We start from the raw sequence: 14,668 nt of genomic DNA, 5'->3' as shown, positions 1-14,668 counted from the left end.
TATTACCGAGGTAGAGTGATCCTCTATCTCGGACCATGGAGATAAACAATGTCTCAACAATTTGATCTTGTTGTTATTGGCGGTGGTCCTGGTGGTTATGAAGCTGCGATTCGTGCTGCTCAACTAGGTTTTAAAGTCGCTTGTATCGAAAAACGTATTCACAACGGTAAGCCATCTTTAGGTGGTACATGCTTAAACGTAGGTTGTATTCCTTCTAAAGCATTACTTGATTCTTCTCACCGTTATGAAGATACAGTACATCACTTAGCTGATCACGGTATCACTACTGGCGAGGTGAATTTTGATCTTGCTAAGCTTCTTGCTCGTAAAGACAAAATTGTTGACCAATTAACTGGTGGTATCGATCAATTGCTTAAAGGCAATGGCATTGAATGGTTAAAAGGTACAGGTAAATTACTTGCTGGTAAAAAAGTTGAGTTCGTTTCTCATGAGGGTGAAACTCAAGTTTTAGAACCTAAATACGTTATTCTTGCGTCTGGTTCTGTACCTGTAAATATTCCAGTAGCTCCTGTAGATCAAGATATTATTGTTGATTCAACTGGTGCATTGAACTTCCCAGAAGTACCTAAGCGTTTAGGTGTAATTGGTGCAGGCGTAATCGGTTTAGAGCTTGGTTCTGTTTGGCGTCGTCTTGGTGCTGAAGTTGTTGTTTTTGAAGCAATGGATGCATTCCTACCAATGGCTGATAAAGCTTTGGCAAAAGACTACCAAAAACTTTTAACTAAGCAAGGTCTTGATATTCGTATCGGTGCTAAAGTTTCTGGTACTGAAATTAATGGTCGTGAAGTGACTGTTAAATACACTCAAGGCGGCGAAGAAAAAACTCAAACTTTTGACAAGTTAATCGTTTGTGTTGGCCGTAAAGCTTATGCTGAAGGTTTATTGGCTGAAGATTCAGGCATTAAATTGACTGAACGTGGTCTAGTAGAAGTAAACGATCACTGTGCAACTTCTGTAGAAGGTGTATATGCGATTGGTGACTTGGTTCGCGGTCCAATGCTTGCTCATAAAGCAATGGAAGAAGGTGTAATGGCTGTTGAGCGTATCCACGGTCACGCAGCTCAAGTGAACTATGACACAATCATTTCAGTTATCTATACACATCCGGAAGCGGCTTGGGTTGGTTTAACTGAAGAACAAGCTAAAGAAAAAGGTCATGAAGTTAAAACTGGTCAATTCGGTTTTGCTGTAAATGGTCGTGCTTTAGCAGCGGGTGAAGGTGCTGGTTTTGTTAAGTTTGTTGCTGATGCAAAAACTGACCGTTTATTAGGTATGCATGTTATTGGACCTGCTGCATCTGATATCATACACCAAGGTATGATCGCTCTTGAATTTGTATCTTCAGTTGAAGATCTTCAGTTGATGACTTTTGGTCACCCAACATTCTCTGAAGTTGTTCATGAAGCTGCACTTGCTGTAGATGGTCGTGCAATTCACGCGATTCAACGTAAGCGTAAATAAAATAAAGAGCGGGTTCTCCGCTCTTTTTCACATTCGATGGTGTGATTAAAAAAGCATCAAGGTGAAAGACGTAGACAGCAATTTGTATATGTAACATGAGAATGTTGCGCAAATTGAAGACAACAAACAAAGTTAAGTAGGTAACTAAATGAACTTACATGAGTATCAAGCTAAAGCGTTATTGAAAGAATATGGTATGCCAGTACAAGAAGGTATCTTGGCTACCAATGCAGACGAAGCAGTTGCTGCATTTGAACAGCTTGGTGGTAAATTCGCGGTAATGAAAGCGCAAGTTCATGCTGGTGGTCGTGGTAAGGCTGGTGGCGTTAAAGTTGCAAAATCTAAAGAAGATGTTATCGAATTTGCAAACAATATCATTGGTACTCGTCTTGTAACGTATCAAACAGATGCAAATGGTCAACCAGTAAACAGCATCATTGTTGCTGAAGACGTATATCCAGTTGAGCGTGAGCTTTATTTGGGCGCGGTTGTAGACCGTTCTAGCCGTCGTATTACTTTCATGGCTTCTACAGAAGGTGGTGTAGAAATCGAGAAAGTTGCAGAAGAAACTCCAGAAAAAATTATCAAAGTTGAAGTTGATCCATTAGTTGGCTTACAACCATTCCAAGCACGTGAAGTAGCGTTTGCTTTAGGTTTGAAAGACAAGCAAATCGGTCAATTTGTAAAAATCATGACAGCTGCTTACCAAGCATTTGTTGAAAATGACTTTGCATTATTTGAAATTAACCCACTTTCAGTTCGTGAAAATGGCGAAATTTTATGTGTAGACGCGAAAGTAGGTATCGATTCTAACGCGCTTTACCGTTTACCTAAAGTTGCTGCTTTACGTGACAAATCTCAAGAGAATGAGCGTGAATTAAAAGCATCTGAATTTGATCTTAACTATGTTGCTTTAGAAGGTAACATCGGTTGTATGGTTAACGGTGCTGGTCTTGCAATGGCAACTATGGACATCATTAAACTTTATGGTGGTCAGCCTGCAAACTTCCTTGACGTTGGTGGCGGCGCAACTAAAGAGCGTGTAATCGAAGCGTTCAAAATCATCCTTGCTGATACATCTGTACAAGGTGTTTTAATCAACATCTTCGGTGGTATCGTACGTTGTGACATGATTGCTGAAGCGATTATTGCAGCGGTTCAAGAAGTAAATGTAACTGTTCCAGTTGTTGTTCGTTTAGAAGGTAACAACGCTGAGTTAGGTGCTAAATTACTTGATGAATCTGGTTTGAAATTAATTTCTGCAAACGGCTTGTCTGATGCCGCAGAAAAAGTTGTAGCTGCAGTTAAAGCGTAAGGGGAGTATCAATCATGAGCGTATTAATTAATAAAGACACTAAAGTATTGGTACAAGGTTTTACTGGTAAAAACGGTACTTTCCACTCTGCACAAGCTTTAGACTATGGTACAAAAGTTGTTGGTGGTGTTACTCCAGGTAAAGGTGGTACAACTCACCTTGACTTACCAGTATTCAACACAATGAAAGAAGCTGTACGTGAAACAAATGCAGATGCATCTGTAATCTATGTACCAGCTCCATTCGTTTTAGACTCAATCGTTGAAGCGGTTGATTCGGGTGTTGGCCTAATCGTTGTGATCACTGAAGGTGTTCCAACAATCGACATGCTTAAAGCAAAACGCTATTTAGAAACTAACGGTAACGGTACTCGTTTAGTTGGTCCTAACTGTCCAGGCGTAATCACTCCGGGCGAATGTAAGATTGGTATTATGCCTGGTCACATTCACCAACCAGGTCGTATTGGTATCATCTCACGTTCAGGTACATTGACTTATGAAGCTGTTGCTCAAACAACTAAGCTTGGTTTAGGTCAATCTACTTGTATCGGTATCGGCGGTGACCCAATCCCAGGTATGAACCAAATCGAAGCGCTTCAATTGTTCCAAGACGATCCAGATACTGATGCAATCATCATGATCGGTGAGATCGGTGGTACAGCGGAAGAAGAAGCTGCTGAATTCATCAAATCTAACGTGACTAAACCTGTAGTAGGTTACATTGCTGGTGTAACTGCTCCTAAAGGTAAGCGTATGGGTCACGCTGGTGCGATCATTTCTGGTGGTCAAGGTACTGCTGAAGAGAAATTTGCTGCATTTGAAAAAGCAGGTATGGCTTACACTCGTAGCCCAGCTGAGCTTGGTTCAACTATGTTGCAAGTTTTAAAAGAGAAAGGTTTAGCTTAATCGCTTTACCCTGAATCTTAAAAAGCACCGCATCTGAAAAATGATGCGGTGCTTTTTTTATTTAAAAATAAGAGTTTTTATAAGTATAGCTAATTCATAAATAAAATTTTTAGGCAAAAAAATACGCAATGATTGGGGTGATCATTGCGTAGAACAACGAATCTGTAAAAACAGTTTCGGTTTAAGGAGAAATGTCGTGAGGCTCATATGATGTAACCTACATAGAGGATAATAGATAAAGTTAAGATATTCTTCATTGCTATTAGCGTTAATAAGTGTTACTTCACGTTAATAGGGTAAAAGCCTGTGAATGGCTATCAATACATTAGTAATTCTAAAAAATGAATATTATTGAATCTAATAAATAAAAAAAGCCCCGAAGGGCTTTTATTTTCTAAAGAGAATTAAAATTTAAATAAACCTAAACCATCTTTAACTTCGTCTAAAGTCTGTTGAGTAATAAGACGGCACTTATCTGTACCTTGACGTAAAACATCCATAATATAGTCAGGATCTTTAGCAAGCTCTTCGCGACGTTCACGAATAGGTGTAATTAATTCTTTTAACACACCTTCAAGGCGTTTTTTTACCGTACCATCACCAAGACCACCGCGACGATAGTGAGCTTTTAATTCTTCAACTTCTTCTTTATTTGGGTCAAATGCATCTAAATATGTAAATACAATATTGCCTTCAACTTGACCTGGATCTTCAATACGAAGGTGATTTGGATCAGTGTACATCGCATTTACAGCTTTTTTAATGTCTTTATCAGAAGCATTTAAAACGATGGTATTGCCTAATGATTTAGACATTTTCGCTTTACCATCAAAACCAGGTAAACGAGCCATATTAGAAAGCAAAGCTTTACATTCAGGCAAAAGATCTTGACCGATTTGGCGATTTACTCGACGTACGATTTCATTCGTTTGTTCAATCATTGGAATCTGATCTTCACCTACTGGAACCACAGTTGCTTTGAAAGCAGTAATGTCAGCCGCTTGTGCAACAGGGTAGCAGAGGAAACCAGCTGGAATGTCACGCTCGAAACCACGCATTTGAATTTCAGATTTAATGGTCGGGTTACGTTCTAAACGCGCAACTGTCACAAAGTTAAGATAGAGCATTGTGAGTTCATTGAGTGCTGGCAAGCAAGATTGAACACAAATAGTAGTTTTTGTTGGATCAATGCCTACAGCTAAATAATCTAGAGCAACTTCTAAAATATTACGACGAACTTTATCTGGATTATCTGCATTATCTGTTAATGCTTGTGCATCTGCTAATAAGAGATGTTGATGATGGCTATCCTGTAAACCTACACGAGAACGCAAAGAACCGACAAAGTGCCCAAGATGAAGTTGTCCGGTTGGACGGTCGCCTGTCAAAATAATTGGACGCTGATCAACATTACTCATTATTTATTCCACTATCGTATTAACTTAATCAGGGGTAGTAAGCCCTGTAATATAAAAGATTGGCATTATTGTACGGGAAATAAATTTTTTTCGTCAGCGATTGGGGAAACTTTTCTTAAAATAATATTGTGAATTTATTCAGTAAAATTACAGAAATTCAAAAAAATCATCTTACAATAGTCTAATAAATACAAACTTGGATAAGAAATGGCGAGTGGCTTACTTTTATTACTAGATGATATAGCAACAATTTTAGATGATGTTGCTTTAATGAGCAAAATGGCAGCAAAGAAAACTGCCGGAGTTTTAGGTGACGATTTGGCCTTAAATGCTCAGCAAGTAACAGGTGTGCGCGCAGATCGCGAACTACCTATTGTTTGGAAGGTGGCTAAAGGCTCATTTGTTAATAAGCTTATTTTAGTTCCTTTAGCATTATTAATTAGTGTGATTGCGCCTTGGCTTATTAATCCACTATTAATGCTCGGGGGCTTATTTTTATGTTATGAGGGAGTAGAGAAAGTTCTTCATACCATTATGCATAAAAAAGCTTCTACATCAGAGGAAGCAAAAGCAGAGCTTGAAAATGAAGAATTAGACTTGGCAACTTTTGAAAAAGAAAAAATAAAAGGAGCAGTAAGAACTGATTTTATTTTATCGGCTGAGATCGTCGTGATTACGCTGGGTACAGTTGCTACGGCTACTTTAATGACCAAGGTAAGCGTTTTAAGTGTTATTGCTATTGTGATGACGATTGGCGTTTATGGTCTGGTTGGCATGATTGTTAAGATTGATGATTTGGGATTATATTTAACAGAACAGTCGACCTCATTTAAGCAAACTATAGGTCGAGGCCTATTAGCTTTTGCTCCTATTTTGATGAAATTACTTTCAATCGTGGGCACTATTGCAATGTTTTTAGTGGGTGGCGGAATTATTAATCATACGATTCCTTTACTTCATCATTTAACTGAAGATACAGTGGATCATGTAGAAACAATACCAGCAGTAGGTAATATCATTGGGGCTTTAACACCCACACTGATTAACTTTGGAATAGGACTGGTTGCTGGTGCAATTGTTTTATTAATTGTGAGCTTAATACAAAAAATGTGGCCTAAAAAAGCATCGGGTTCATGATGCCATTCTAAAAAGAAGAGGGAAATTATGCGCTGGAAAGGTCGACGAATTAGTAGCAATGTTGAGGACCGCCGTGGTGGTGGTGTTAGAGCTGGCGGTATTAGTATTATTGGTCTGGTTGTTGCATTTGTTGCGTGGAAGTTCTTTGGTGTTGATCCACAGCAGGCTTATCAAGCAACTCAGCAGGTTACTGCTTCACAACAATCAAATGCAACTGCGCCAGAAAGTTTAACAGCCGAGCAAAAAGAAGCCTCCGATTTTGTTGGAACGGTTTTGGCTGATACAGAGGACGTCTGGACTCCTATATTTAAACAGTTAGGTAAAAGCTATACTCCACCTAAATTAGTTTTATTTAGTGGAATGATTCAGTCAGGATGTGGCACAGCTCAATCTGCTATGGGGCCATTTTATTGTCCTGCAGATCAAAAGGTTTATATCGATACAGAATTCTTTAAAGATATGCGTCAGCAAATGGGAATTTCTGGTGAACAAAACCAAACTGAACTTTCAAGACAAGATCAAGCTGGAGATTTTGCTCAAGCTTATGTTGTCGCACATGAGGTAGGGCATCATGTTCAAACCTTGCTGGGTATCTCATCGCAAGTACAGCAAGCTCGTGCACAAGTCAGTCAAATAGAAGGTAATCAATTGTCTGTTCGCCAAGAATTACAAGCTGACTGTTTAGCGGGCATTTGGGCGAGTCATAATCAACAGCGAACTCAATTTTTAGAGCAAGGTGACATTGAAGAGGCTATGGATGCTGCTCAAAAAATTGGAGATGATTATTTACAAAAGCGTTCTACAGGTCAGGTCGTTCCGGATAGCTTTACTCATGGTAGTAGTGAACAGCGAATGCACTGGTTCCAAGTGGGTTTAAAAACTGGTGATATTAATCAATGCGATACTTTTAATAATCCAGTTTAAAATTTTATAGGATGAGTCTTGTTAAACATAATTTAATAAGCTCATCTTTTTTTAGATCATAACTATAAATAATGTTAAGAAATTTAACTGATTGATAGATTGTTCACTCAATTCGGTAAACTTGTGTCCTAATTTCTGTTTTTTATGATTATGGCATTGTTTATGTCAGCTTTTTATTGAGTTAGGTCGATTTAGCAAAGTTTTTATTTGGTCGTTGACCCAGAAGAAGGGTATTCATGGGTAATTTTTTTCTACTACAAGCATTCACTGTGGTTTTTGCATTATCAATAGCAACCACTATCTTTAATAAGCGTATTTTAGGTTTTCCACAGGCGATTGGTGTACCTCTGGTCTCAGCAATTTTTGTCTTTATTTTACAGTGGGGGGCCAGCCTACTAAACGGTAATCAATTTATTACCATTAATATTCATAATATTGAAGAAGCAGTTCGCCATATCGATTTTTATGATTTTTTAATTAATGGTGTTATTTGTTTTATTCTAACTTCTTCAGCACTCAAATTTAAAATCTCAGATCTAAAAAGTTATTGGAAACAAATTAGTATTTTAGCAACGATTGCTTTAGTGCTTTGCGCCGTATTGTTTGGCAGTTTGCTTTACGGATTCCAATTACTTGTTGGATATCATGTGCCAATTCTGGTGCTATTACTTTTAGGCGCAGCTTTAGGGGCAACAGACCCAATTGGTATTAAAGGTGTACTTAGTTCAATTCGCGCGCCTCATCATTTAATTGTTAAGTTAGAGGGTGAATCATTATTTAATGATGCAATGTGTATTGCATTGTTTATGACTTTGCTCAATGTTTTACAGGGTGAACATTTCTCATTGATGGCGACATTAGAAGCTCTGCTCTATGAAATTGTTGTTGCTGTGGGGATTGGTTGGGCATTTGGGGTCGGGGTGTTACGTTTATTACGTGGTAAACATGAAATGGAGTCCCTGATTTTAACAACGGCTTTGCTTGCGAGTGGAGCATATTTAGTTGCTTTGTTTGCACATGCATCAGCACCGATTGCTTGTGTAATTGGTGGTTTAATTGTTGGAAACAAATGGAAAGAAATACGAGAAGAGCGAGAGATTCAAGAAGTTAATCATTTCTGGCATACAGTAGAAGGAATTATTAACTCATTCTTATTTACTTTAATTGGCTTAGAGTTATTTATCCTTGATTTAAACTTTAGCTTGATTTTAGGCGGTATTGTTGCGTTCTTTATTCTTCATATTTCTCGCTTTGCTGCTAATTTTATGGCTTTTGCCTTTTTTCCGAATATGCGGAAAATGAAAAGTTACAACGGTAGTTTGACCATTCTCTCTTGGGGTGGGGTAAGAGGAGGAATTTCACTTGCATTGATTTTAGCAGTAGCCAATATCCCCGCCTTAAGTCCCTATAGTAGTATCCTGATTGGTTATACATTTATTAGTGTACTGTTATCAGGTATTGTGTGCGGCCTAGGCTTACCAGCTGTGATGAATGCTTTTTATTACAATCCCAATGAAGAAACTGAAGGCTTAAAAGGTTTCTATCAAAGATTGTGCCATAAGATGAATAGAAGAGGTTTTCAGTATATTGTTGGAGAGGATGCGCTGGGTAGAGAAACAATCACCGTTTATAATCCAGATATTCTTGTAGACCAAAAAACTGAGGATGGAATTGCGACAATGCATGACCCGAATAAGTTACAAGAAGTAAAAAGATTTGAGAGTCCAGATAATTTCTAAATATAAATAGTTTTAAAATTTATAAGATATTTAAAAATGAGGTTTTAGTGTAATAGTAAAATATTACCTAAAGCCTTTTTTTTCTATATATATCATTAATAATATATTTTATTTTATTAAGATATTAATAATTGTTATATGAATATTTTAATTAAATGATTTTTCAACAAATGGTAAATAGAAAAATAATAAATTTGTTTTATATATAAAACGTTTAACGTGATTTTTCATTAAATTAACATAAGAAAAACTTAACGAAGACTTATATATAATTTCTATTAATTAAAATTTTTTCTTTAGGTACTTTAGTATTTGTTTTTTTTATTTTAAAGTGTTTAATGTAAAAATGATCACATTACTTAATGTTTTTAAGTTGTAGGTCAAAAACTTAGAAAGATTAAGTAAAAAGAATTATACATAAAATCATTTAAATCAATAATATAAAAGGAATATAGATATGCCTGAAATACAAATTATTGCTAAGGACAATCATAAAACCTTAGCAACAACAGAGGGAACTTCTGCAAAACTTTCAGAAGCATCGGTCGTATTGGTAAAAGTAGCTGCCAGTGATGTGTTGGTAGTAAATAGGGAGGGTACCAATGCAGTTATTCGGCTAAAAAATGGCCAAACCATTGTTATTGAAGACTTCTTTAGTGGGACAGCTGAGCCTAAAGATAACAGTCTAGTTTTTCAAGATGAAAATGGACAGTTGATTTGGGCAAAATTCAAAGATGCTGAAAATGATGCGGACGCCGATGCTGATGCGGACGCTGATGCTGACAGTGATGTGGAACCACAAGCACTGGTAGCTGAGGATTTACCTGCTGCTTTACCTGCAGAAGCACCACAAGAGTTGGTATCTGACGTTATTTACCAGCCTATTTCCTCAATAGAACCATTACTTTATCACGATGCAGGTGTAAACCCATGGTTGTGGGCAGCTATTCCTTTAGTTGCGGGCGGTATTATCGCTGCAGCATCGAATAGTGATAATGATGATGACTCAACACCTGCTGACACCACTCCACCAAATACAGATGGAGTCACTTTCTCGGTTGATCCTGTTACTTCAGATAACGTAATTAATGCATCAGAAGCAGCTGGTAATGTCACGATTACTGGTGTTCTGAAAAACATTCCAGCAGATGCGGCCAATACGGCCGTTACAGTTGTTATTAATGGGGTAACTTATAATGCAACTGTAGATAAAACAGCAGGTACATGGACAGTAAGCGTACCTGGTAGTGGTTTAACAGCAGATGCAGATAAAACCATTGATGCTACTGTAACGTTTACAGATGCGGCAGGTAATAGCAGTACTGTTAAAGATACTCAAACTTATACGATTGATACAGCTGCACCTAATACAGATGAGGTTGATTTTTCGGTTGATTCTGTAACAGCTGACAATGTGATTAATGCATCAGAAGCGGCTGGTGATGTCACTATTACAGGTGTTTTGAAAAATATTCCGTCAGATGCAACCAATACTGTAGTAACAGTTGTTGTGAATGGGGTGACTTATACTGCAACTGTAGATAGTGCAGCAGGAACATGGACAGTAAATGTGCCTGGCAGTGGCTTAGAGGCTGATGCAGATAAAACCATTGATGCTACTGTAACATTTACAGATGCAGCAGGTAATAGCAGCACTGTCAACGATACGCAAACATACACACTTGATACTTCAGTACCAACGGTTGCACTTGAAGATGTATCTACAAATGATAAAACTCCTGCATTAACAGGTACTGTAAGTGACCCAACAGCGACAGTTGTGGTTACTATTGATGGTGTTGATTATCCTGCAGTAAATAACGGTGATGGCACCTGGACGCTTGCAGACAATACACTGCCAACACTCACCGATGGACCACACACTGTTACCGTGACTGCAACTGATGCAGCAGGTAATAAAGGTATTGATACAGGTGTTGTTACTGTTGACACAGCTGCACCAAATACAGCTGGTGTCAACTTTGCAGTTGATCCTGTTACTTCTGATAATGTAATTAATGCATCAGAAGCAGCAAGTAATGTCACGATTACTGGTGTATTGAAAAACGTTCCTTCAGATGCGGCTACTACAGTCGTTACAGTTGTTATTAATGGGGTAACTTATAATGCAACTGTAAATAGTGCAGCAGGAACATGGACAGTAAATGTGCCTGGCAGTGGCTTGGAGGCTGATGCAGATAAAACCATTGATGCTACTGTAACATTTACAGATGCAGCAGGTAATAGCAGCACTGTTAACGATACGCAAACATACACACTTGATACTTCAGTACCAACGGTTGCACTTGAAGATGTATCTACAAATGATAACACTCCTGCATTAACAGGTACTGTAAGTGACCCAACAGCGACTGTTGTGGTTACTATTGATGGTGTTGATTATCCTGCAGTAAATAACGGTGATGGCACTTGGACGCTTGCAGACAATACACTGCCAACACTCAGCGATGGACCACACACTGTTACCGTGACTGCAACTGATGCAGCAGGTAATAAAGGTATTGATACAGGTGTTGTTACTGTTGACACAGCTACACCAAATACAGCTGGTGTCAACTTTGCAGTTGATCCTGTTACTTCTGATAATGTAATTAATGCATCAGAAGCAGCAAGTAATGTCACGATTACTGGTGTATTGAAAAACGTTCCTTCAGATGCGGCTACTACAGTCGTTACAGTTGTTATTAATGGGGTAACTTATAATGCAACTGTAAATAGTGCAGCAGGAACATGGACAGTAAGTGTACCGGGTAGCGGTTTGGTTGCTGATACAGATAAAACGATTGATGCCAAAGTAACCTTTACTGATGCAGCAGGTAATAGTAGCACTGTTAACGATACTCAAACTTATACACTGGATACAGCAGCTCCTGCAGCACCAGTGATTGACCCAGTTAATGGGACAGATCCAATTACAGGTACAGCAGAACCTGGTTCAACAGTAACAGTAACTTACCCTAATGGTAACACAGCAACAGTTGTTGCAGGACCGGATGGTAGCTGGTCAGTACCAAACCCAGGCTTAAATGATGGTGACACGGTAACAGCAGTAACAGAAGATCCTGCGGGCAATACCTCAGGTCCAGCAACAGCTGTGGTTGATGCAGTTGCACCGACAGTCGCACTTGATGATGTATTGACCAACGACAGCACACCTGCGTTAACAGGTACTGTAAGTGACCCAACAGCAACCGTAGTTGTGAACGTGGATGGTGTTGACTATCCGGCAGTGAACAATGGTGACGGCACCTGGACGCTTGCAGACAATACACTGCCTGCATTAACCGATGGTCCACACAGCATTACCGTGACGGCAACTGATGCAGCAGGTAATGCGGGTACCGATACGGCAGTGGTGACGATTGATACCACCGCACCAGCAGCACCAGTGATTGACCCGGTTAATGGGACAGACCCGATTACAGGTACAGCAGAACCTGGTTCAACTGTGACTGTGACATATCCAGATGGTAGTACGGCAAGTGTTGTAGCAGGACCAGATGGTAGTTGGACTGTGCCAAACCCAGGCTTAAATGATGGTGACACGGTAACAGCAGTAACAGAAGATCCTGCGGGCAATACCTCAGGTCCAGCAACAGCTGTGGTGGATGCAGTTGCACCGACAGTCGCACTTGATGATGTATTGACCAACGACAGCACACCTGCGTTAACAGGTACTGTAAGTGACCCAACAGCAACAGTGGTTGTCAATGTGGATGGTGTGGATTATCCGGCAGTGAACAATGGTGACGGCACCTGGACGCTTGCAGACAATACACTTCCTGCATTAACCGATGGTCCACACAGCATTACCGTGACGGCAACAGATGCAGCAGGCAATGCAGGTACCGATACAGCAGTAGTGACGATTGATACCACCGCACCAGCAGCACCAGTGATTGACCCGGTTAATGGGACAGACCCGATTACAGGTACAGCAGAACCTGGTTCAACAGTAACAGTAACTTACCCTAATGGTAACACAGCAACAGTTGTTGCAGGACCGGATGGTAGCTGGTCAGTACCAAACCCAGGCTTAAATGATGGTGATACGGTAACAGCAGTAACAGAAGATCCTGCGGGCAATACCTCAGGTCCAGCAACAGCTGTGGTGGATGCAGTTGCACCGACAGTCGTACTTGATGATGTATTGACCAATGACAGCACACCAGCACTCACTGGTACAGTGAACGATCCGACAGCAACCGTAGTTGTGAACGTGGATGGTGTGGATTATCCGGCAGTGAACAATGGTGATGGCACCTGGACGCTTGCAGACAATACACTTCCTGCATTAACCGATGGTCCACACAGCATTACCGTGACGGCAACTGATGCAGCAGGTAATGCGGGTACCGATACAGCAGTAGTGACAGTTGATACAACAGCACCAGCAGCACCAGTAATTGACCCGGTTAACGGGACAGATCCAATTACAGGTACAGCAGAACCTGGTTCAACTGTGACTGTGACATATCCAGATGGTAGTACGGCAAGTGTTGTAGCGGGACCAGATGGTAGCTGGTCAGTACCAAACCCAGGCTTAAATGATGGTGATACGGTAACAGCAGTAACAGAAGATCCTGCGGGCAATACCTCAGGTCCAGCAACAGCTGTGGTGGATGCAGTTGCACCGACAGTCGTACTTGATGATGTATTGACCAATGACAGCACACCAGCACTCACTGGTACAGTGAACGATCCGACAGCAACCGTAGTTGTGAACGTGGATGGTGTGGATTATCCGGCAGTGAACAATGGTGATGGCACCTGGACGCTTGCAGACAATACACTGCCTGCATTAACCGATGGCCCACACACCATTACCGTGACGGCAACTGATGCAGCAGGTAATGCGGGTACCGATACAGCAGTAGTGACAGTTGATACAACAGCACCAGCAGCACCAGTAATTGACCCGGTTAACGGGACAGATCCAATTACAGGTACAGCAGAAGCTGGTTCAACTGTGACGGTGACATATCCGGACGGAAGTACGGCAAGTGTTGTAGCAGGACCAGATGGTAGTTGGACTGTGCCAAACCCAGGCTTAAATGATGGTGATACGGTAACAGCAGTAACAGAAGATCCTGCGGGCAATACCTCAGGTCCAGCAACAGCTGTGGTGGATGCAGTTGCACCGACAGTCGCACTTGATGATGTATTGACCAACGACAGCACACCTGAGTTAACAGGTACTGTAAGTGACCCAACAGCAACCGTAGTTGTCAATGTGGATGGCGTGGATTATCCAGCAGTGAACAACGGTGATGGCACCTGGACGCTTGCAGACAATACACTGCCTGCATTAACCGATGGTCCACATACCATTACTGTGACGGCAACTGATGCTGCAGGTAATGCGGGTACCGATACAGCAGTGGTGACAGTTGATACAACAGCACCAGCAGCACCAGTGATTGACCCGGTTAACGGGACAGATCCAATTACAGGTACAGCAGAACCTGGTTCAACTGTGACTGTGACATATCCGGACGGAAGTACGGCAAGTGTTGTAGCAGGACCAGATGGTAGTTGGACTGTGCCAAACCCAGGCTTAAATGATGGTGACACGGTAACAGCAGTAACAGAAGATCCAGCGGGCAATACCTCAGGTCCAGCAACAGCTGTGGTGGATGCAGTTGCACCGACAGTCGCACTTGATGATGTATTGACCAACGACAGCACACCTGAGTTAACAGGTACTGTAAGTGACCCAACAGCAAC

At 40.6% G+C, this 14,668-nt stretch carries 8 protein-coding genes; 7 read left to right on the top strand and 1 reads right to left on the bottom strand.

Annotated features, from left to right (window positions below):
- Positions 1-48: 48 nt before the first annotated feature.
- From lpdA to sucD, 3 genes are all read left to right on the top strand, one after another.
- Positions 49-1,482, top strand: a complete 1,434-nt coding sequence (gene lpdA, locus KTJ10_RS16980) for a dihydrolipoyl dehydrogenase (RefSeq protein WP_262442491.1) — start codon at positions 49-51, stop codon at positions 1,480-1,482.
- A gap of 148 nt (positions 1,483-1,630) precedes the next feature.
- Positions 1,631-2,797 (top strand): ADP-forming succinate--CoA ligase subunit beta, encoded by a 1,167-nt coding sequence (gene sucC, locus KTJ10_RS16975; protein WP_001048573.1) that lies wholly within the window; start codon positions 1,631-1,633, stop codon positions 2,795-2,797.
- Between the two features lie 14 nt (positions 2,798-2,811).
- Positions 2,812-3,702, top strand: a complete 891-nt coding sequence (gene sucD / locus KTJ10_RS16970) for a succinate--CoA ligase subunit alpha (RefSeq protein WP_000114637.1) — start codon at positions 2,812-2,814, stop codon at positions 3,700-3,702.
- A 404-nt stretch (positions 3,703-4,106) separates the two neighbouring features.
- Here sucD and trpS read toward each other — a convergent pair whose 3' ends face one another.
- Entirely contained in the window at positions 4,107-5,120 is a 1,014-nt protein-coding gene (trpS, locus tag KTJ10_RS16965; RefSeq protein ID WP_002116097.1) for a tryptophan--tRNA ligase, read from the bottom strand.
- A gap of 207 nt (positions 5,121-5,327) precedes the next feature.
- Here trpS and KTJ10_RS16960 point away from each other — a divergent pair, with 207 nt between their 5' ends.
- The 4 genes from KTJ10_RS16960 to KTJ10_RS16945 form a co-directional block, all read left to right on the top strand.
- The gene (locus KTJ10_RS16960; protein WP_108009181.1) at positions 5,328-6,257 is read left to right on the top strand and encodes a DUF808 domain-containing protein; all 930 of its coding nucleotides are present in this window, start codon (positions 5,328-5,330) and stop codon (positions 6,255-6,257) included.
- Between the two features lie 27 nt (positions 6,258-6,284).
- Positions 6,285-7,181 carry a neutral zinc metallopeptidase gene (locus KTJ10_RS16955; RefSeq protein ID WP_262442490.1) on the top strand — a complete coding sequence of 299 codons (897 nt, stop codon included), beginning with the start codon at positions 6,285-6,287 and terminating at the stop codon, positions 7,179-7,181.
- 236 nt (positions 7,182-7,417) lie between these two features.
- Positions 7,418-8,920: a cation:proton antiporter gene (locus KTJ10_RS16950; RefSeq protein WP_167563118.1), complete on the top strand. Its 1,503-nt coding sequence runs from the start codon at positions 7,418-7,420 to the stop codon at positions 8,918-8,920.
- A 457-nt stretch (positions 8,921-9,377) separates the two neighbouring features.
- On the top strand, positions 9,378-14,668 hold a 5,291-nt coding region (locus tag KTJ10_RS16945; RefSeq protein ID WP_262442489.1), incomplete at its 3' end, for an Ig-like domain-containing protein.

Source organism: Acinetobacter sp. WU_MDCI_Abxc222 (assembly GCF_025514755.1).
In the GTDB taxonomy this organism is placed as follows: Bacteria; Pseudomonadota; Gammaproteobacteria; order Pseudomonadales; family Moraxellaceae; genus Acinetobacter; species Acinetobacter geminorum.
This window is presented reverse-complemented; position numbering and strand designations above follow the sequence as displayed.